Raw genomic sequence first — 19,128 nt, forward strand, 5'->3', positions numbered from 1 at the left:
CCGCATGAGCGACTCCCTTGACCTCAGCCTGGATGGCGTAGAACGCCGATCACTGGCTGACTTCACCGAACAGGCCTACCTCAACTACTCCATGTACGTAATCATGGACCGTGCCTTGCCGCATATCGGCGACGGCCTCAAGCCTGTACAGCGACGCATTGTCTACGCCATGAGCGAGTTGGGCCTCGGTGCTGACGCCAAGCACAAGAAGTCCGCACGTACCGTGGGCGACGTGCTCGGCAAGTTCCACCCGCACGGCGACTCGGCCTGCTACGAAGCCATGGTGCTTATGGCCCAGCCGTTCAGCTATCGCTACACGCTGGTGGACGGGCAGGGTAACTGGGGTGCGCCGGACGATCCCAAGTCGTTCGCGGCCATGCGCTACACCGAAGCCAGGCTGTCGCGTTATTCCGAAGTGCTGCTCAGCGAGCTGGGTCAGGGCACTGCGGACTGGGTGCCGAACTTTGACGGAACCCTGGATGAACCTGCCGTCTTGCCGGCGCGTTTGCCGAATATCCTGCTCAATGGCACCACCGGCATCGCCGTGGGCATGGCTACCGATGTGCCGCCGCACAACCTGCGGGAAGTGGCCAGTGCCTGCGTGCATCTGCTCGATGACCCCAAAGCCAGCATCGAAGACCTCTGCGTTCACGTCAAAGGCCCGGATTACCCGACCGAAGCGGAAATCATCACGCCCCAGGCCGACCTGCTGAAAATCTACGAAACCGGTCGTGGTTCGGTGCGCATGCGTGCCGTGTATCGCGTCGAAGATGGCGATATCGTGGTCACCGCGCTGCCGCACCAGGTGTCCGGCGCCAAGGTGCTGGAGCAGATCGCGGCCCAGATGCAGGCCAAGAAGCTGCCGATGGTGGCCGACCTGCGTGACGAGTCCGACCACGAAAATCCTTGCCGTATCGTCATTATCCCGCGCTCCAACCGGGTTGAAGTCGACGAGCTGATGCAGCATCTGTTCGCCACTACCGAGCTGGAATCCAGCTACCGGGTGAACGTCAATATCATCGGCCTGGACGGCAAGCCGCAGCTCAAGAACCTGAAGGCACTGCTCAATGAGTGGCTGGTATTCCGTATCGCCACCGTTCGTCGCCGCCTGCAATATCGCCTCGATAAAGTCGAGCACCGCCTGCACCTGTTGGACGGTTTGCTCACGGCGTATCTGAACCTGGATGAAGTGATCCATATCATCCGCACCGCCGAGCATCCGCGTGCCGAATTGATCGCACGCTTTGGTCTGACGGAAATCCAGGCTGACTACATCCTCGATACCCGTCTGCGTCAGTTGGCGCGTCTGGAAGAGATGAAGCTGCGCAGCGAGCAGGATGCCTTGCTCAAGGAACAGGCCAAGCTTCAAGCCCTGCTGGGCAGTGAATCCAAGCTGCGCAAGCTGGTGCGTGCCGAGCTGATTGCCGATGCCGAAACCTATGGGGACGACCGCCGGTCGCCGATCGTTGCGCGTGCCGAAGCTCGTGCCTTGTCCGAAAACGAACTGATGCCGACCGAGCCGGTGACGGTTGTGCTGTCCGAAAAAGGCTGGGTGCGTTGCGCCAAGGGCCATGATGTCGACGCCACGGGGCTTTCCTATAAAGCGGGCGATGGCTTCAAGACGTCAGCCATCGGACGCTCCAACCAGTTTGCGGTCTTTATCGATTCGACCGGTCGCAGCTACTCGGTTGCGGCGCATACGCTGCCGAATGCGCGGGGCCAGGGCGAGCCGTTAACCGGCAAGCTGCAACCACCGCCAGGCGCAAGCTTTGAGTGCGTGCTGCTGCCTGATGATGACGCGCTGTATGTCATCGCATCCGATGCAGGTTACGGTTTTGTGGTAAAAGGTGAAGACTTGCAGGCCAAGAACAAGGCTGGCAAGGCACTTCTGAGCCTGCCGGCAGGTGCAAAAGTCATTCTGCCGCGGCCTGTGGCCGATCGAGAGCAGAACTGGCTTGCAGCCGTGACCACTGAAGGCCGGTTGCTGGTTTTCAAGATCAGCGACCTGCCGCAACTGGGTAAGGGCAAGGGCAACAAGATCATCGGTATTCCGGGCGAGCGTGTGGCAAGTCGGGAAGAATACGTGACAGACCTGGCGGTAATCCCGCAAGGCGCTACGCTGGTGCTTCAGGCCGGCAAGCGTACACTGTCGCTCAAGGCCGATGATCTGGAACATTACAAAGGAGAGCGTGGACGACGAGGGAACAAACTGCCAAGAGGCTTCCAGCGTGTGGATACCTTGTTGGTGGAAAACAGCTAGGAATATTCATTTAGAGCCAGCGGTCTTCATTTTGCCATGAAGATCGACGCATAATCGCTGGAGTCATGGCGAATATTCACGGATGATATGGTGTCTTGGGGTCTCGGCTGGCTTAGTGCCCGTACGAGCCTATAAGTATCTACACTGTGGCCGCCCGTGGTGGCCACCTGGATGGGACGATGAATTTTCTACGCCTTCCCTTTGTCTTGTTGATGACGGGTGTTTTAGGTCTGGCTGGTTGCAGCATGCATCAGCCGACTGCACTGTATCAGCTCGATAGTGGTGACCCGGGCCAGCCGAAACAGAGCACCGGTCTTGCCGTTTTACTGGGCCCGGTTTCAGTTGCTGACTATCTGCAACGTGAAACCCTACTGCAACGTCAGCCTGACGGTACGCTGACGGCTTCATCCGATGGCCGCTGGGCCGGCAACCTTTCTTCGGACATTGACCAGCTCCTGCTGCGTCAACTGGCCTGGAAGCTGGACAGCCAGCGAGTTGTACTGGCGCCTGCGGTTGCGAACTTCAAGCCTGATGTTCAGGTCGTGTTGTCCATCACCCGTCTGGATTCGGGTGCCAAGCAACCTGCTGTGCTCGATGCGCAATGGCGTTTGCTGGATCGCAAGGGCAATGTTCGTGACAGCCGTCTGGTTCACCTGGAAGAGGTCCACAGCGGTGGCTCTGCCGATCAGGTCCGGGCGCAGGGTCTTTTGCTGCAGCGTCTGGCCGATCAGGTCAGCATGGCGGTCAAGCCAATTGCCTGGCAAGTCGTTGATGAGCCGAAAAAGGCTCCGGTTGCGAAGGCCAAAGAGCCCGATAAACCGAAGATCCCGATGGCTTCACCGATACGCACAGACCTTGAAGTGTTCCGCTTCTAAGTCTGAACCCAACAAAAAAGCCCGCAGCGATGCGGGCTTTTTTGTTGGCTCTATCCAGGTAGGAGCGAGGTCATTCAGGCCTTGTGCGTCTCATGCATTCGCGCCAGCTGGCGCTCCAGCATGGACGGATAAGGCTCCATCAGGCGCTCTACGCAGCAGGCGCCTTCCGGGCTTGCGATCGGGCGGATGCGGGCGCGTTGGCGGATCAGAGTGTCGTCGTTGATCTTGCGCTCCACCAGCAGCAGGTTGCGGCTGTGCTGAGAGAGCGCCAGTGCGTCCTGGGCGGTTTCGGTCAGCAGCAGATCGATCTGGCTCAGGCCGGAGAGGCCTTCACCCAGCGTCAGGCCCAACTGCAATTGCAGGGTGATGCCGCTGTCGGCGACTTCGATCTGCAAGGCATGGCTCAATGCACGCAGCAGTTCGCCACAGCAGATCGCATTGGTCAGGTAGTCCTCACCGCTTTCCTGGCTGTGGAACAGCATCAGTGTGCTGCCGTCATTCAGGGTGTGCAGTTCGCTGTCATAGAGCGAAGCTGCTTGATCGAGGCAGTCGCGATAGCGTTGCAGCAGGTCGGTCAGGCGAGCGCGTGGCAGGCGGCGCAGTTGATCCTGGGCGCCCAGTTGCACGGCCAGTACTGCGCTGTGCTGTGGCTCGCCTGGGGTGGACAGCCCAGCAGCAGGGCGAATGGCCGGTGTGTTGCTGGAGTTGTCGCGAAGATCGGCAAACGGATCTTCCTCGTCCTCTTCATCTTCTTCCGCCACGAAGCGACGTTGCGCGGGAGGCGCGATCACGCGAGGCTTGGGCGTTTCATCGAAGCTTGTATCCCGTGCCGAAAATGAAGGCGCTGGCTGCTCGTCTTCAGGCTCCAGATATGCATCGTCGTCTTCGCTGTACTCGGGTTCCGGCGGCGTTTGCGGCTCTGGAACCGGTGGGGCGAAGGAGGAGCGCAGTTGCCGCGCCAGATCGCCGATTTCATCCTGGCGGTCGGTGGCGGGGGTGTAAGGGTCGATATCACGCAGCCAGATCCGCAGTTGCAGCAGTGGCGTGGATATATGGCGGCCCAGGCGCAGGCTCAAGGTCAGCGCCAACGCAAGCAGGATGCCAGCCAGAATGCCCATGCTTTGCAGGCTGATGGTCATGGGCTGCTGGAATTGCGTCATGTCCAGGCTGATGCGCAGGTGTCCGGCCATGACATCCTGGAAAGTGATCTTTATTTCATAAAGACCCTGGGCTTCACCCAGCAGGCTGTTTTTCGGACGCTGCCCGGCCTCCGCAAGGATGCGGTTGTCGACGCTATAGATAGCAGCGTGGGCCACCAGCGGGTTCTTGACCAGATTGCCCAGCAGCACGTTGAGGCTGAGGATGTCGTTGGACACCAGCAGCTCGGTGGCCGACGTTGCAGTCTGTGTGGTCAGGGCCTGCCCCAGTGCGTCAGCCTGTTCGTGCATGGCCTGCTTGAATTGCAGGCCCATCACGCCGGCGTAAATCACCAACGCCAAGGCGACCAGGATCACGTTATGGCTGGCAATACGCAAAGCTATCGGTACACGGCGGTGGCGCAATGCACGAAAGATCAGCAGGAAGAAATTATCGGTTTTAACGGGCGTGGGCCGGTTCACAGAGCACGGCTCTTTCGGTGAAGTTGCGCGCAGTATAACGACCGTCCCAGTAGCGGCAAAGCGCTGGCTGTGCCCGACGGTCACAGAAAGTGGTTAGAATGCGGTTTTTTTCCACTGCTGGGGTGTGCCTTGCGCGAAATCGTCCTGATTAACATCACTGGTGTCGACCGTCCGGGTCTCACTGCGGCCATCACCGGTGTTCTTGCCCAGGGTGGCGTGAACATCCTCGATATTGGTCAGGCGGTGATTCACGACACCTTGTCGTTCGGCATCCTGGTCGAAATTCCGGATACCGAACAGGGCTCTTCCGTCCTCAAGGACATCCTGTTCACAGCCTACAAGCTCGATCAGCAGGTGCGTTTCACTGCGGTGTCCGAAGAGGATTATCAGCAATGGGTCGACGGGCAAGGCAAGGCACGGCATATCGTGACCCTGCTGACCCGCAAGGTCACGGCCGAGCAATTGCAGTGTGTCAGTTCTATCACCGCAAAATACGGCCTTAATATCGACCATATAGATCGTCTGTCCGGGCGCATGCCCCTCGACACGCCAGCCGACAAGGGCAAAGGCTGCATCGAGTTCTCCGTGCGCGGCGAGCCTGCGGATCCGAAGGCCATGCAGGCCGAATTCCTCAGCGTGGCCCAGGAGCTGAACGTCGATATTGCGTTCCAGCAGGATTCGCTGTTCCGTCGTAACCGCCGTCTGGCCGTGTTCGACATGGATTCGACCCTGATCGAAGCCGAAGTCATCGATGAGCTGGCCAAGGCGGCCGGCGTCGGTGAGCAGGTTTCGGAAATCACCGAGCGCGCCATGCGTGGCGAACTGGATTTCCGCGCCAGCTTCAAGGAGCGTCTGTCGCTGCTCAAAGGGCTGGATGTGAAGGTGCTGGATGAAATCGGTGCTTCCCTGCGCCTGACCGAAGGTGCTGAAACCCTGTTTGCCGAACTCAAGCGCCTGGGCTACAAGACCGCGATCCTCTCCGGCGGCTTCACTTACTTTGCCAAGCAGTTGCAGGCGAAGCTGGGCATCGACTATGTGTTCGCCAACGAGCTGGAAGTGGTCGACGGCAAAGTGACCGGTGTTGCAGTCGAGCCGATTGTCGATGCTCAACGCAAGGCCGATCTGCTGCGTGAGCTGGCGAACAAGGAAGGTTTGAGTCTGGAGCAGACTATCGCGGTGGGCGATGGCGCCAATGACTTGCCGATGCTGGCGATTGCCGGTCTTGGGGTCGCGTTCCGCGCCAAGCCACTGGTGAAGCAGTCTGCAAAACAGGCGATTTCGACACTGGGTCTGGACGGGGTTCTGTACCTGCTGGGCTTCCGGGACCGCGAGGGGCGCGGCTGACACGCCTGGTCTGTGTAGCTGTCGCAATCCTCTGAAGGCTTGCGGCGGCTACAGTGAACTCCACAACGAATCGAATTCCTGCCCCGGCTTCGGCTTTTCACTTTCCGTGGCCTTGGGCGCATCGTAGATCTTGTACTCGAACTGGTTGTAGCTGGCGCTGCTGATGTGCCGGTTGCTCAGCGCTGCCCGGCGTTCTTCGCCATTGACGTTGATCATGACCTGGCTGTTTTCCTGAAAGGGCAGGCGCGGGGCGAGCACGGTCGGTGGCTTGCCCATGGCGCGGACTTCCGGAAGCATCAGGGTGCGCAGGTACTGGCTGTTCTGCCCTTCACGTATCAATTGCATGCCACAGGGCTGCGCGAATGGGGCGATCAGTTCGATGCCCATCTGGGTGCCGCCGCTGCGCACCTGTCTGACCCAGCGCACGATGGCGATGCTCCAGCCCTGACCGGCGTCATCCTGAATACCCACCAGTTCACCGGCCTGTAATTGTGGCGGGACCTCTTTGGGCCACGCCAGACAATAGCCGCCGGGGCTGTGGTTGACGATATTCAGTTCAAAGGTCGCAAAGATGTTCTGGGCGTTGGAAGCCGACTCGTTGTCGCCATCGGCGGACTGGTATTCGATTTCCTCGAAAGGCAGCAAGACCGACGAGGTATTGCCGCGATGGGTATCGAAGGCGTTGGACCACGGGTCGTCGGTAGTGTCGTTGACCACCTTGAGGCTGAAATCCGCCACGCTGCTCGCGGCCGGCAGCAGTAACTGCTCGGTGAAGGACTTTTGGCCGCCGACGTAATAGTGCAGGGCGCTCATGCCGATGCACAGTTTGAGCGTGCCCTGGCCCGCAGTGCGCTGAAAGGTTCGTTCGGCCACATCGCCCCAGGCTGCTGCCAGATGTTGCAGCAGGTCGGTGGTGGTACGAGGCGGGACCAGTAATCTGGACTGCGAGCGCTGATCGGCGGGCAGTTCCAGGTATTTATTGAGGGCGTCGGCCAGTGCCAGGGAGTTGATCCCCAGCAGCTTGGGCAACTGCTCTTCGGTAAACAGCGTGCGATAAAGCGGCGGTTTGTCGGACGTGGGGTCCAGGGCAAACAGGCTGTTTTCATTGGCTGGCGATTGCAGCGTGATCAGCGTGCTCCAGGCTTCCAGAGCTTCGGCCATCTTGCCGATATTCAGCTGGCGCATCTGATTGCTGCGTGAGCAACCCATCAGCAGCGCGATGGCATAGGTCTGCTCGACGCTCAGGGTGCGAGTATGGGTGCCCAGCGGCTCATTCACCGGCGTGCTGTGCAACCGGTACTGGCGGGCAATCTGATAGATGTTGTGCAGCTCAAGCCAGAGGCCATCCTGCACCGGGCAATACAATTGACTGGCGCGGATCAAGGGGCCGTTGAGTGCGTGCATGGCGCGTTGCAAGGCGGTGGTGAGCAGGGCGCCCTGTTCCTTGCTGTAGCGCGTCGCCACATTCTGGATGATCTGTTTGTAGCCGGTTGCCAGGTGGTTTTGCAGCGCCTGGCAGAGATTGGCGACCTTGCGCGGACGTTCATCGAGCACGATGGCCTGATTGAGGAAGTGCCGCTCCAGATGGCTGCAGACGAAATAGACTTCCGGGCGCAGCAGCTCCAGCAGTTGGAGGCGGTTCTCGCCGGGGGTTATCAGTTGGTTGAGTTCGGACAGCCCTTGATAGAGCTGGCGGGCCATTTCGCCGATGTTTGCTTTGGGCAGGCTGGAGATCCAGCGTTTCAGGTCGCGGGGATTGGGTTCACAGAATGACAGGCTCGACTGTGTTGGCGTGGGTGCACGCAACAACAGAGGTAAGCTCAAATTACTCATGTGACAGGCAGACTCCAGCTACTTCAAAGGCCAGAACGGTGGCTTTGATTGACGAATTTCACGCATTTTTGCAGTGAATTTATCGTGCATGCGTCAATTAAAGTGCGCTGCTTCCTACAGCACCGATAAGGCGACTTTAACAGCATCGACACGTTCTCGCAGCTTTTATGGCCTCATGCCATTACCTGTCTGCTTCCCTTGGAGCACTGGCTTGAGCACAGGTTCCTGAGTACCTGTGCATTTCAAGTCAGGAGATGTTTCAGGCCTGGGCAGGTGCTGCCATGGCTTGTCCCATTTGCACCTTGGAACCAGCGGTCAGTTCCTCGGCCCATTTAACCTGATCCGGGCCAAACAGCACGATAGCGGTGGAACCCAGCTTGAAGCGGCCCATCTCGGCGCCTTTCTCCAGGTGTATTGGTGCGCGTGCGGCTTCGTCATAGCTCACGGTTTTCAGTTCGCGCTTGGGCGGCGTGACCAGCCCGGCCCAGACGGTTTCCACCGAGGCGACGATCATGGCGCCGACCAGTACAACGGCCATCGGACCGCGCTCGGTGTCGAACAGGCAGACCACGCGCTCATTGCGGGCGAACAGCTCTGGAACGTTTTCGGCGGTGGTCTGGTTGACCGAAAAGAGACGGCCTGGCACGTAGACCATTTCGCGCAAGGTCCCGGCAAGAGGCATGTGGACGCGGTGGTAGTCCTTTGGTGACAGGTAGACAGTCGCAAACTGGCCGCCCATGAACGGAGCCGAGAGTTTTGGATCGCCGCCCAGCAGCTCGAGTGCGCTGAAGCTGTGGCCCTTGGCCTGGAAGATACGGCCGTGCTCGATAGGACCCAACTGGCTGATGGCGCCGTCGGCCGGGCACAGGATGGCGCCGGGAGTGGTGTCCAGTGGGCGTGCGTCCGGTTTCAGGGCGCGGGTGAAGAAGTCGTTGAAGTGCTCGTAGGCAGTGAGGTCTTCGACCTGGGCCTGAGACATGTCCACCTGATAGCGGCGTGCGAACCAGGCTGTGAAGGCATTCTTGAACCAGCGCACGCGGCATTCGGCAACGCAGCCCGCCAGACGGGACAGAAGATGATGTGGCAGCAGGTGCTGACTAAGGATGAACAGACGCTCTTTCATTTATATTCCTAAAGCTTGAGGGAGGAGCCGACTCGTTTGGAGCTGATGTCACTTCTCGATCGGGGTGTCCGGGTGATTGCCCCATTCACCCCATGACCCGGCGTAAGCCTTGACTCGTGGATAGCCGAGAGCCTTGGCCACCAGATAAGTGAAGCCGGAGCGGTGGTGGGTCTGGCAGTGGGTGATCACTTCCTTGTCGGGAGTGATGCCCAGGTTTTCCAGGATCTGCGGCATGTCCTGGCGGATACGCAGGTTGCGGGTCTTGTCCATGCCGGCAGTCCACTCAAAGTTGACTGCGCCAGGAATATGACCGCCTCGGGCTGCCACAACCTTTTCCCCTGAATATTCGGTCGGCCCACGTGCATCCCAGATCGCCAGATCGGCAGCACCGAGGCGCGACTGCACATATTCGCGGGTCGCGGTGGGCTCGCCATGCAGGGTGAGGGCCACAGGAGTGGTCGCAGCAGCCGGAACATCGGTGGTCAGCGGCAAGGATTGCGCTTCCCATGCCAGCACGCCGCCATCCAGATAGTGGTAGCCAGTGTGGCCGATGACATCCAGCAGCCATATGAAACGTCCGGCCCAGCCGCCGCCTTCGTCGTCATAGACCACATAGACGGCGTCCGGATTGTGGCCGAGTTCGCTGAACAGTCTTTCGAGATCCCCATGGGCCGGCAGCAGGCCTGGCGCAGGTGGCTGGCCCAGTTGGGTACGCTTGGGATCGACGAAGCGGGCGCCGCGGATATGACCAGCCTCGTAACGGGCGCTGCTGGTCAGATCGACGAGGATCAGTTGCGGGGCGTCAAGGCGCTCAAGCAGATCTTGTGGCTCGATGACCAACGGCAAACCAGTGAAGACGGACATTTGCAGCCTCCGATAAAGGGGAAGTGCGAATTGTACGCCAGGCCTCAGGCTTTGCGTTGGCTAAAGATAGCCAGTGATCGCTCAATACATTGCGCGGTTTTTCCGAATGCCTGAACGGATATTTCCGACAATGGACCTCCACCCTGATCCGCGACCACCAGCAGCAGGACCCTGCCGTTGTTGCCCAGTGAGCGGATCAGCCAGTGCTCGCCCTTGAAGATGCCTTTCAGGGCAGCAGGCAGCAGCGCCGCAAATTGTGCATGGTTGGTGGGGGTGATGCGCAGTTGGGTTGGTTGGGTCAGCAGGCGCTGCAGGACCGTACTTTCCTTTATAGAGAATTGGAGCCCCGAAACTTCTGGTGGCAGCCCGCCGGCCAGATGCACGCGTACTACGCTGGCCGTCTTGTCCGCCATCAGCAGCATGACCCGCTCCATACCGCAGGCCACCAAAGCATCGCGAGCGGTCGTGGTCAGGTGCATGGAATTGATGAACGGCGTGGGTTCTACCAGCAATTCGGCGCACTGCTTGCGCCACTGTTGCAGGGCGTCGGCGGAGGGCGGGGGGGCGACATCGTTGTCGCGTCTGATGCGTCGGGCATCCCAGGGCCAGATCAGGGATTCGGCCGGATGCCACAAATCTGTTTCGGCATGGATGCGAGCGCTGTTGGCGGCGTTCTGGTGAGCCTGTTGCTGGACTTCCGCCAGTGGCTGTTGCAGATAAAGGCTGGCGAGCCGCTCCCAGCGCAGGCAATGCGGGCTGTTCCAAGCCTGTTGGGCCGACAGCGCCAGGCCATTGCCCAGCAGCACGGTATTGGCTGGCTGATTCAGCCAGCGACGCAGGTTCGGGTCGGCATCCATGAGTTGCTGCTGGCGCAACGGGTCTTGATCCTCACGGGCGATGTGCAGGGCCTTGACCAGCTCGCGTCGCTCGTTGATCAGCACTTTATAGCCGCGGGTGACCCAGACCGGCAGACGCCAGAACTCGGCCAGCGCCAGGCACAGCTCCAGCAGGCTGACGCCGAACAGCTCTTTCTCGACCACGCTGCTGGACTCGCCCTTGTGAATGACCCGCACTTCCCAGTCCTCCAGAAGCTTGGGGTGCGCGAGTGCCATGGGCCACAGCGGCGACAGAAACAACAGGCTGCCCAGATGGATGTCCTGCCACAGACGGGCGAGGCGACTGGCGAACAGCCCATTGGCCTGTTGCGTGGCATGCTGGCTGATAAGGATCAACTGGCGGAAAGCGGCCGGTATGTCCTTGGGGTCCTTGGCAGGCAGGCGACCGAGCAGTATTTCGGTGCGGGCCAGCCCCAGTCGGTTGATTGCAATCTCCAGGCTTTCCGCCGGTTCCACCATGCCATGGCTTTTATGGTTGGCTTCACGCAGCACGCTCAATACCAGCTCCGGGCTTTCCTGCATCATGTCGGCGATGTCGCGCAGCGAGCGGCGGCTGTCTTTCAGCGCGTCGCGAACATGATTGTGGTTCACCGAGGGGATAGGCAAGTCCACGGCGTCCAGATGCTTGATCCAGGCATCGAGGGTCTTGGGTATCGAGTGCTTCACAGAGCTTGCGGTCGACATTGGAAGGCCTTTACAGCTGATTTTTTTATGCAGCGCAGGCTGCGATTCTTCAGGGCTGGACAGCTGTTTTCAAGCCTTTGTTCTAGGGTCGAACTGGTTTTTCACAATAACTGACTATAGTCTGGACCAAGGAGGCCGATACGTAGAACAAGAGTTTCCGCACTTGCCCCTGAACCCGACTCGATAAGTATTTTCTACCTATGGCTAAAATTATCGGCATCATCGTCGTTTTCGCGAGCGTGCTCGGCGGATACGTTCTATCCCACGGCCAGGTCGCAGCGCTGTTTCAGCCCTATGAAGTGCTGATTATCGGTGGTGCAGCCCTGGGTGCATTCCTCCAGGCCAACCCTGGCTATATGACCATGCACGTCTTCAAGAAGTCCTTGCAGATGTTCGGTACGCGTTTTACTCACGCCTACTATCTGGAAGTGCTGGGTCTGGTCTACGAGATCCTCAACAAGAGCCGCCGCGAAGGCATGATGGCGATTGAAGGGGATATCGAGGAGCCGGCTTCCAGCCCGATCTTCGCCAAGTACCCTGGCGTGCTCAAGGATGCACGCATGACGGCCTATATCTGCGATTACCTGCGGATCATGTCGTCGGGCAACATGGCGCCCCATGAACTCGAAGGCCTGTTCGACATGGAGTTGTTGAGCATGAAGGAAGAGCTTGAGCATCCTTCCCACGCCGTTACCGGTATTGCCGACGGTATGCCCGGTTTCGGTATCGTGGCAGCGGTACTGGGTATCGTGATCACCATGGCTTCCCTGGGTTCCGGCGACAAGGCCGCTATCGGTATGCACGTAGGTGCGGCCCTGGTAGGTACCTTCTTCGGTATTCTGGCGGCCTACGGCTTCTTCGGCCCGCTGGCCACTTCCCTGGCTCACGATGCCAAGGAAGAGATGAACGTCTACGAATGCATCAAGGCTTCCCTGGTGGCTTCGGCTTCCGGCATGCCACCTTCACTGGCCGTGGAGTTCGGTCGCAAGGTTCTGTATCCGGCGCATCGGCCCAGCTTCAGTGAGCTGGAACAAGCGGTTCGCGGTCGTTAAGTCATGGAAAATAATCAGCCGATAATCATCAAGCGCGTAAAGCGCTTTGGTGGCGGACACCACGGTGGCGCCTGGAAGATTGCCTTTGCTGACTTTGCGACAGCGATGATGGCGTTCTTCCTGGTGCTGTGGCTGTTGTCTGCTGCCACACCCGAGCAGTTGATCGCGGTCGCAGGTTACTTCAAGGACCCGGTCGGCTTCACTGACAGTGGCTCGCCCTATGTGATCGATCTGGGCGGCTCGCCCGAGATGTCGCCTAACCAGACCCTCAACCCCGAGGTCAAGACCACGCCGTCCCCGGATACCGTGCCTATCGAGTCGGATACCTCTGAATCCAAGGCTGAGCAGGTCGAGCAGGAGCGTCTTGAGATGCTGTTGCAGGAACTGCAGAACAAGGTTGAAGAGAACCCGCAACTGCTGAAGTTCAAGGATCAGATCCTGTTCGAGATCACTCAGGATGGCCTGCGGATCCAGATCATGGACGCAGATAACCGGCCCATGTTCGACTCCGGCAGCGCCCGTCTGAAACCGTACTTCGAGGACATTCTGTTGGCCATGGCCGACACCATTCGCACGGTGCCGAACAAGACCAGCATCAGCGGCCACACCGACGCCAAACCTTATGTGGGTAGCGGTGAGTTCGGTAACTGGGAACTGTCGGCAAACCGCGCCAACGCTGCACGTCGTGCGCTGGTGGCAGGCGGTTACCCTGATTCGCAGGTCGCCCGGGTGGTCGGGTATGCTTCTTCGTCGTTGTATGACCGTGAGCATCCGTTCAATCCGGTAAACCGTCGTATCGATATCGTCGTGTTGACCAAAAAGGCCCAGCAGCGTATCGAGGGTGATCAGAATACCGGTGGTGCGCCGCAGACTCAGCCTGCTCCGGCAGCGCCAGGGGCTCCGGGAGCGTCCACTACGGTGCCGGTCGATCCGCAGGCCTATGCCCAGCCTCACGAGATTCGGCAAAAGCTGAATATCTTCGAGGAAGGCCAGTTGCGGGCTGAACCCGCCAAAAACTGAGTGATGACAACCGATACAAAAGCGCCGCGATCATCGCGGCGCTTTTGTGTGCGTTTCAGTAACTGTCTTGCGGCAGACTGGCGATGATCGAGCGATAACTGTTCATGCGCTGCTGCTGAACCCGGCCATCTTCCAGAGCCTTGAGCAAGGCACAGCCCGGTTCACGGTCATGCTTGCAGTCACGGAAGCGGCAGGTGCCGATCAGGTCGTTGAACTCGATGAAACCGGCTTCCACATCGGCACGGCTGACATGGCCCAGGCCGAATTCGCGTATACCCGGTGAGTCGATCAGGTCGCCGCCACGGGGGAAGTGGAACAGGCGGGCAGTGGTCGTGGTGTGCGTGCCCTGGCCGGACAGCTCCGACAGCGGGCCGACACGTGTCTCGACTTCCGGCAGCAGGCTGTTGACCAGCGAAGACTTGCCCACGCCCGACTGGCCCACGAATACGCTGATATGGCCATCGAGGCGGTTCTGCAACTGTTGCATGCCATCGCCATGATGTGCCGACACTTCCATGACCGGATAACCCAGTGTGCGGTACACCGCCAGCAGGGCGTTGAGCGCCGGAGCGTTCTGCTCGTCGATCAGATCGGCCTTGTTGAGCAGCAGCAACGGGTGAATGCCGGCGTGTTCGGCGGCAACCAGATAGCGGTCGATCAGGTTGGCGTGAGGCTCGGGCATCGGCGCGAAGACAATCACGATCAGGTCGACGTTGGCTGCTACCGGCTTGAGCTGGCCGCGGGTGTCCGGGCGACAGAGTTCGGTGGTGCGGGGCAGTTGCGCAACGATAACGCCAATGCCCTGGTTGCCTGCACGCCAGACCACCTGGTCGCCGGTAACCAGCGCTGGCAGGTTGGCGCGCAAGTGGCAGCGGAAAACCTGACCACGCTGTTCGCCGTCCTGGGCTTCGACTTCAACCTGCACACCGAAGTGAGCGATCACAAGCCCGGTCTGCTCGGGGCCGAGGTCGCCGCCCTCCAGGGTTTCCAGAGCCTGCGTCTCGCGTTTTGCAGCGCGGGCGGCGCGTTCGCCCTGGATCTTTTCGATGCGCCAGTTCTGGCGGCGATTGAGTTGGCGTTTGGCCATGGGTGTTCCGAGTTGATGAAGCGAATGATTGGGTCGTACATTGAATCCGGCGGAGTCTAGCACGCCGGGGTGAGCTAAACTGCGAAGCCTAGCCAAGGAGTCGTCACATGCAGAACAAGCAAAACCTGATCTGGATCGATCTGGAAATGACCGGCCTGGACCCGGACACCGATGTCATCATCGAAATGGCCACGATCATCACCGACAGTGAGCTCAATACGCTGGCCGAAGGGCCGGTGATCGCCATTCACCAGAGCGACGAAACGCTGGCCGGGATGGACGAGTGGAATACCCGTCAACATGGCGGCTCGGGCCTGACCCAGCGGGTTCGCGAAAGCACCATCAGCATGGCTGAAGCCGAGGCTCAGACCCTGGACTTCATCAAACAGTGGGTACCGGAGCGCAGCTCGCCGATCTGTGGCAACAGCATTTGCCAGGATCGCCGCTTCCTGTATCGACACATGTCGGCACTGGAAAACTATTTCCACTACCGCAACCTCGATGTTTCCACCCTCAAGGAACTGGCTGCCCGCTGGTCGCCGGAGTTGCGCTTCAAGAAAGGCAACACCCATCTTGCGCTGGACGACATTCGGGAGTCGATTGCCGAGCTGCGTTTCTACCGCGAGCATTTCATCAAGTAATGGGTTGCTGCCTGAGTGTGGCGAATAAACCTCGCCGCACTCTTTCAGTGCGTTGATCCGCTGGTTAGACTGCGCGCCTTTGTCGCAGGTGTAGTCGCCATGTTGCTGATGCTTTATCTGATTGCCATCACGGCTGAAGCCATGACGGGCGCTTTGTCTGCCGGACGTCGCGGCATGGACTGGTTCGGTGTGGTGCTGATCGCTTGTGTCACTGCGCTTGGCGGCGGTTCGGTGCGCGATGTGCTGATTGGGCATTACCCGCTGACCTGGGTCAAACACCCGGAATACCTGGTCCTGACCAGCGTAGCGGCATTGGTGACGATCTTTATCGCGCCCTTGATGCGCCATCTGCGCTCGCTGTTTCTGGTCCTTGATGCCCTGGGGTTGGTGGCTTTTACCCTCATTGGCTGCATGACTGCGCTGGAGGCCGGGCATGGCATGCTCATTTGCGCAGTATGTGGCGTTATCACCGGCGTTTTTGGCGGCATCCTTCGGGATATCTTCTGCAACGACATTCCCCTGATCTTCCGGCGCGAACTCTATGCCAGCGTGTCATTCCTGGCGGCCTGGTGTTTCCTGCTGTGCCGCTATCTGGAGCTGCCAACCGAGCAAGGCATCCTGATTACCCTCTTCGGCGGCTTCCTGCTGCGCTTGCTGGCCATCCGCTTCAAATGGGAAATGCCGAAGTTCGTCTACAAGGACGAACACTGAGCTTACTGAACGAATTCATTCCTACAGGGCGTGCTGCTTCAGCGCCCATTCCACATGCTCGCGCACCATTTCTGATGGATGGTCGCGGCGAGCTTCCAGGGCCTGGAGGACGGGGATGGTGGAGGGGGCGTTGCCCAGTCCCACTGCCAGATTGCGCAGCCAGCGCTCGTAACCGGCGCGTCGCAGTGGCGAGCCTTCGGTGCTGCTGAGGAATTTTTCTTCATTCCACATGAACAGTTCGGCCAGCCCGGCGTTGTCCAGGTTGTGGCGTGGCTGGAAGTCGCTCTGGCTTGTGGGGCGGGCGAAGCGGTTCCAGGGGCAGACGATCTGGCAGTCGTCACAGCCAAACACCCGATTGCCGATCAAGGAGCGCAGCTCTTCGGGGATCGAGGTCTTGAGTTCGATGGTCAGGTAGGAAATACAACGCCGGGCATCCAGCACGTAAGGCCCGACGAAGGCCGCGGTGGGGCAGATGTCCAGGCAGGCGGTGCAGCGTCCGCAATGTTCGGTTGCGTGCGGTGCATCTACAGGTAACGGCAAGTCCACGAACAGTTCGCCGAGAAAGAAAAAGCTGCCTGCCTTGCGATTGAGCACCAGAGTGTTTTTGCCGATCCAACCCAGCCCGGCCTGTTCGGCGATGGCCTTTTCCAGTACCGGCGCGCTGTCGACGAATGCCCTGAAGCCGAACGGCCCGATTGACTGCTGAATGCGCTCGGCCAGTTGCTGGACGCGCTTGCGAACCAGCTTGTGATAATCGCGCCCAAGGGCGTAACGCGAGACGTAGGCCTTTTCCGGTTCTGTCAGGCGCTGTGCCATTTCGGTATCGCCCGGCAGATAATCCATGCGTAATGACACGACACGCAACGTGCCCGGTACCAATTCGTCTGGATGGGAACGTTTGCTGCCATGGGCGGCCATATAGTCCATTTCGCCGTGGTAACCCGCCTCGAGCCAGCGCTCTAGGTGCTGTTCATGCTCTGCCAGATCGAGCCCTGATATGCCGACCTGTTGAAAGCCCAGCTCACGGCCCCACTCCTTGATCGATTGCGCAAGGCTGATGAGGTCATCGGAAGTTGGAAGTTCAGCAGTAATAGCAGGCATGCGCAGAGAGAAACCGGGTCCAAGGTGCGTATAATTCTGCCAGACATCGGAGCCCGGATACGCATGTTCGACACTAAACCTCATTTACCCGACGCGCTGTACAGTGCCGATCAGGTCCGGGATCTGGATTCCCGGCTGATTGCCGCAGGTACGCCGGGTCTGGAATTGATGCAGCGCGCAGCCCATGCGACTTGGCGAGCCTTGCGTCGGCAGTGGCCTCAGGCGGGTGAGTTGACGGTGCTGGCCGGGCGCGGCAACAACGCCGGGGATGGGTATCTGGTGGCGTCACTGGCACAGAAGGCCGGTTGGCGGGTAAGGGTGCTGGCGGTGGGAGATTCTGCCGCGCTGACGGGCGATGCCGCCACAGCCCATGGCGAGGCTGTTGCCACGGGTGTGGATATTCAGCCCTGGTCCGCTCAGGCGTTATCCGGAGTGGTGCTGGATGCCTTGCTGGGGACGGGCTTGAACGGCGAAGTGCGCGAGCCTTATCTGTCGGCGATCAAGGCAATCAACGCCAGTGGCTTGCCGGTTGTGGCGGTGGATATTCCGTCGGGCCTGAGTGCCGATACGGGACGAGTGCTGGGTGTCGCCGTACGTGCCGAACTGACCGTGACCTTTATCGGCCTGAAGCTTGGGCTGCTGACCGGTGATGCGGCGGATCGGGTCGGTGAGCTGGTCTTTGATGATTTGCAGGCGGATTCGAGTCTGGTCGCGCAGACGCCGGTCAGTGCGAAACGCCTGGATACATTTAACCTGCCAGCGCTGGCGTCACGTCCCAAGGCCGCTCACAAAGGGCTGTATGGGCGGGTTCTGGTGATTGGCGGCGATCATGGTTTTGGCGGTGCAGCCTTGTTGAGTGCCGAAAGCGCATTGCGTAGCGGCGCCGGCATGGTCACTCTGGCGACCCGCAGTGAGCATGTGCCTGCGGCATTGGTACGGATGCCGGAAGTCATGAGCGCGGCGATTCATTCTGCCAATCAGTTGCTGGCTTTGATCGAGCCAGCCGCTGTGCTGGTGGTCGGTCCCGGATTGGGGCAGGCGAGTTGGGGCCGCTGTCTGTTGTCGGCAGCGGCTGATGCCGGGCGACCGCAGGTCTGGGATGCCGATGCCTTGAATCAACTGGCGGGTGGCATTGTGAGTCTGCCGGTAAATAGTGTCATTACCCCGCATCCCGGTGAGGCTGCGCGGCTTCTGGGGATCAGCACCCAGGAGGTCCAGGCCGATCGCCCGTCAGCGGCGCGTGCGCTGGCCCGTAAATTCAATACCGTCTGTGTGCTCAAGGGCAGCGGCAGCCTGATTGTCGATCCCGATGGGCGCCTGGCCTTGTGTGATCGAGGCCATCCGGCCATGGCCACGGCTGGTCTGGGCGATGTGCTGGCCGGGTTGATCGGCGCGTTGCTGGCGCAACACATGACGCCATTCGATGCGGCCTGCCTCGGTGTCTGGCTGCATGCCCGCGCCGGAGAGCAGGCGGGTGCTTCAGGTCGCGGGCTGGCGGCCAGCGATACAATTCCAGCCATTCGTCAGTTATTGGAGGAGCTACAACCGTGTCTGAGTTAACGCTGCATTTGACTGGCGAAGAGGCCATGATGGGTTTTGGCTCGCGTCTGGGTCAGGTCACCCAGGGTGTCGGCGTCATTTTTCTCGAAGGTGATCTTGGGGCGGGCAAGACCACGCTTTCCCGTGGCCTGATCCGTGGGCTCGGGCATGTGGGGGCGGTCAAGAGCCCGACGTTTACCTTGGTCGAGCCCTATGAAATCGGTTCGATACGCGCCTTTCACTTTGATCTGTATCGTCTGGTGGATCCCGAGGAGCTGGAGTTCATGGGCGTGCGGGATTACTTCGATGGGGATGTGCTCTGCCTGATCGAATGGCCTCAGCGCGGCACAGGCTTTTTGCCAAAGCCCGACCTGACCATTACCATTAGGCCGCATGAGCAGGGGCGGTCTGTAACATTGAGCCCTCAAGGCTCGCGTGGCGAAACCTGGTGTGCCGCTTTGGCTTTGGAATTCAAATAG

The 19,128-nt window shown here is 59.9% G+C and carries 16 protein-coding genes; 9 read left to right on the forward strand and 7 right to left on the reverse strand.

Annotated elements, in window-relative coordinates; genetic code table 11:
• Positions 1-4 precede the first annotated feature (4 nt).
• Together parC and KGD89_RS02635 are read left to right on the forward strand one after the other, a co-directional pair.
• Positions 5-2,260 (forward strand): DNA topoisomerase IV subunit A, encoded by a 2,256-nt coding sequence (gene parC, locus KGD89_RS02630; protein ID WP_025258279.1) that lies wholly within the window; start codon positions 5-7, stop codon positions 2,258-2,260.
• A 179-nt stretch (positions 2,261-2,439) separates the two neighbouring features.
• On the forward strand, positions 2,440-3,135 hold the full coding sequence (locus tag KGD89_RS02635) for a PqiC family protein (RefSeq protein WP_025258280.1): 696 nt from the start codon (positions 2,440-2,442) through the stop codon (positions 3,133-3,135).
• Between the two features lie 74 nt (positions 3,136-3,209).
• Here KGD89_RS02635 and KGD89_RS02640 read toward each other — a convergent pair whose 3' ends face one another.
• Positions 3,210-4,754: a HAMP domain-containing protein gene (locus KGD89_RS02640; RefSeq protein WP_025258281.1), complete on the reverse strand. Its 1,545-nt coding sequence runs from the start codon at positions 4,752-4,754 to the stop codon at positions 3,210-3,212.
• A 129-nt stretch (positions 4,755-4,883) separates the two neighbouring features.
• Here KGD89_RS02640 and serB point away from each other — a divergent pair, with 129 nt between their 5' ends.
• On the forward strand, positions 4,884-6,098 hold the full coding sequence (gene serB, locus KGD89_RS02645) for a phosphoserine phosphatase SerB (RefSeq protein ID WP_025258282.1): 1,215 nt from the start codon (positions 4,884-4,886) through the stop codon (positions 6,096-6,098).
• Between the two features lie 48 nt (positions 6,099-6,146).
• Here the strand turns inward: serB and KGD89_RS02650 are convergent, their stop codons facing one another.
• From KGD89_RS02650 to KGD89_RS02660, 4 genes are all read right to left on the reverse strand, one after another.
• A complete protein-coding gene (locus KGD89_RS02650) occupies positions 6,147-7,931 on the reverse strand; it encodes a hypothetical protein (RefSeq protein WP_025258283.1) in 1,785 nt (594 codons plus the stop codon).
• Positions 7,932-8,190: 259 nt separating this feature from the next.
• Positions 8,191-9,054, reverse strand: a complete 864-nt coding sequence (asd, locus tag KGD89_RS25905) for an archaetidylserine decarboxylase (protein ID WP_025258284.1) — start codon at positions 9,052-9,054, stop codon at positions 8,191-8,193.
• Positions 9,055-9,102: 48 nt separating this feature from the next.
• Positions 9,103-9,918 (reverse strand): rhodanese-like domain-containing protein, encoded by an 816-nt coding sequence (locus KGD89_RS25910; protein WP_025258285.1) that lies wholly within the window; start codon positions 9,916-9,918, stop codon positions 9,103-9,105.
• A 44-nt stretch (positions 9,919-9,962) separates the two neighbouring features.
• A complete protein-coding gene (locus tag KGD89_RS02660; RefSeq protein ID WP_025258286.1) occupies positions 9,963-11,498 on the reverse strand; it encodes an HDOD domain-containing protein in 1,536 nt (511 codons plus the stop codon).
• A 200-nt stretch (positions 11,499-11,698) separates the two neighbouring features.
• On the opposite strand from KGD89_RS02660, the gene motA reads away from it, so the two are divergent.
• Together motA and motB are read left to right on the forward strand one after the other, a co-directional pair.
• Positions 11,699-12,550 (forward strand): flagellar motor stator protein MotA, encoded by an 852-nt coding sequence (gene motA / locus KGD89_RS02665; protein ID WP_025258287.1) that lies wholly within the window; start codon positions 11,699-11,701, stop codon positions 12,548-12,550.
• A 3-nt stretch (positions 12,551-12,553) separates the two neighbouring features.
• Positions 12,554-13,570 carry a flagellar motor protein MotB gene (gene motB, locus KGD89_RS02670; protein ID WP_025258288.1) on the forward strand — a complete coding sequence of 339 codons (1,017 nt, stop codon included), beginning with the start codon at positions 12,554-12,556 and terminating at the stop codon, positions 13,568-13,570.
• A gap of 55 nt (positions 13,571-13,625) precedes the next feature.
• Here motB and rsgA read toward each other — a convergent pair whose 3' ends face one another.
• Positions 13,626-14,657 (reverse strand): small ribosomal subunit biogenesis GTPase RsgA, encoded by a 1,032-nt coding sequence (gene rsgA / locus KGD89_RS02675; RefSeq protein WP_025258289.1) that lies wholly within the window; start codon positions 14,655-14,657, stop codon positions 13,626-13,628.
• Positions 14,658-14,764: 107 nt separating this feature from the next.
• On the opposite strand from rsgA, the gene orn reads away from it, so the two are divergent.
• Together orn and KGD89_RS02685 are read left to right on the forward strand one after the other, a co-directional pair.
• Complete coding sequence (gene orn / locus KGD89_RS02680; protein ID WP_025258290.1) at positions 14,765-15,298, forward strand: oligoribonuclease; 534 nt, start codon at positions 14,765-14,767, stop codon at positions 15,296-15,298.
• 99 nt (positions 15,299-15,397) lie between these two features.
• Positions 15,398-16,009: a trimeric intracellular cation channel family protein gene (locus KGD89_RS02685; RefSeq protein WP_025258291.1), complete on the forward strand. Its 612-nt coding sequence runs from the start codon at positions 15,398-15,400 to the stop codon at positions 16,007-16,009.
• Positions 16,010-16,030: 21 nt separating this feature from the next.
• On the opposite strand, the gene queG is transcribed toward KGD89_RS02685, so the two are convergent.
• On the reverse strand, positions 16,031-17,110 hold the full coding sequence (queG, locus tag KGD89_RS02690; protein WP_038399739.1) for a tRNA epoxyqueuosine(34) reductase QueG: 1,080 nt from the start codon (positions 17,108-17,110) through the stop codon (positions 16,031-16,033).
• 63 nt (positions 17,111-17,173) lie between these two features.
• Between queG and KGD89_RS02695 the strand changes: the two genes are divergently transcribed.
• Together KGD89_RS02695 and tsaE are read left to right on the forward strand one after the other, a co-directional pair.
• Complete coding sequence (locus tag KGD89_RS02695; protein ID WP_025258292.1) at positions 17,174-18,670, forward strand: bifunctional ADP-dependent NAD(P)H-hydrate dehydratase/NAD(P)H-hydrate epimerase; 1,497 nt, start codon at positions 17,174-17,176, stop codon at positions 18,668-18,670.
• The gene (gene tsaE / locus KGD89_RS02700) at positions 18,658-19,128 is read left to right on the forward strand and encodes a tRNA (adenosine(37)-N6)-threonylcarbamoyltransferase complex ATPase subunit type 1 TsaE (protein ID WP_025262626.1); all 471 of its coding nucleotides are present in this window, start codon (positions 18,658-18,660) and stop codon (positions 19,126-19,128) included. The genes KGD89_RS02695 and tsaE overlap by 13 nt, the downstream gene beginning before the upstream one ends.

The sequence above is a fragment of the Pseudomonas cichorii genome (genome assembly GCF_018343775.1).
GTDB classification, from domain to species: domain Bacteria; phylum Pseudomonadota; class Gammaproteobacteria; order Pseudomonadales; family Pseudomonadaceae; genus Aquipseudomonas; species Aquipseudomonas cichorii.

Excerpts from the sequence above, each read along its gene's own strand:
- KGD89_RS02650 (WP_025258283.1), bottom strand. The coding sequence starts at position 7,931 with ATGAGTAATTTGAGCTTACCTCTGTTGTTGCGTGCACCCACGCCAACA.
- queG (WP_038399739.1), bottom strand. The coding sequence starts at position 17,110 with ATGCCTGCTATTACTGCTGAACTTCCAACTTCCGATGACCTCATCAGC.
- KGD89_RS02660 (WP_025258286.1), bottom strand. The coding sequence starts at position 11,498 with ATGTCGACCGCAAGCTCTGTGAAGCACTCGATACCCAAGACCCTCGAT.
- parC (WP_025258279.1), top strand. The coding sequence starts at position 5 with ATGAGCGACTCCCTTGACCTCAGCCTGGATGGCGTAGAACGCCGATCA.
- KGD89_RS02635 (WP_025258280.1), top strand. The coding sequence starts at position 2,440 with ATGAATTTTCTACGCCTTCCCTTTGTCTTGTTGATGACGGGTGTTTTA.
- KGD89_RS02685 (WP_025258291.1), top strand. The coding sequence starts at position 15,398 with ATGTTGCTGATGCTTTATCTGATTGCCATCACGGCTGAAGCCATGACG.
- motA (WP_025258287.1), top strand. The coding sequence starts at position 11,699 with ATGGCTAAAATTATCGGCATCATCGTCGTTTTCGCGAGCGTGCTCGGC.
- asd (WP_025258284.1), bottom strand. The coding sequence starts at position 9,054 with ATGAAAGAGCGTCTGTTCATCCTTAGTCAGCACCTGCTGCCACATCAT.
- KGD89_RS02695 (WP_025258292.1), top strand. The coding sequence starts at position 17,174 with ATGTTCGACACTAAACCTCATTTACCCGACGCGCTGTACAGTGCCGAT.
- rsgA (WP_025258289.1), bottom strand. The coding sequence starts at position 14,657 with ATGGCCAAACGCCAACTCAATCGCCGCCAGAACTGGCGCATCGAAAAG.
- KGD89_RS25910 (WP_025258285.1), bottom strand. The coding sequence starts at position 9,918 with ATGTCCGTCTTCACTGGTTTGCCGTTGGTCATCGAGCCACAAGATCTG.
- motB (WP_025258288.1), top strand. The coding sequence starts at position 12,554 with ATGGAAAATAATCAGCCGATAATCATCAAGCGCGTAAAGCGCTTTGGT.
- orn (WP_025258290.1), top strand. The coding sequence starts at position 14,765 with ATGCAGAACAAGCAAAACCTGATCTGGATCGATCTGGAAATGACCGGC.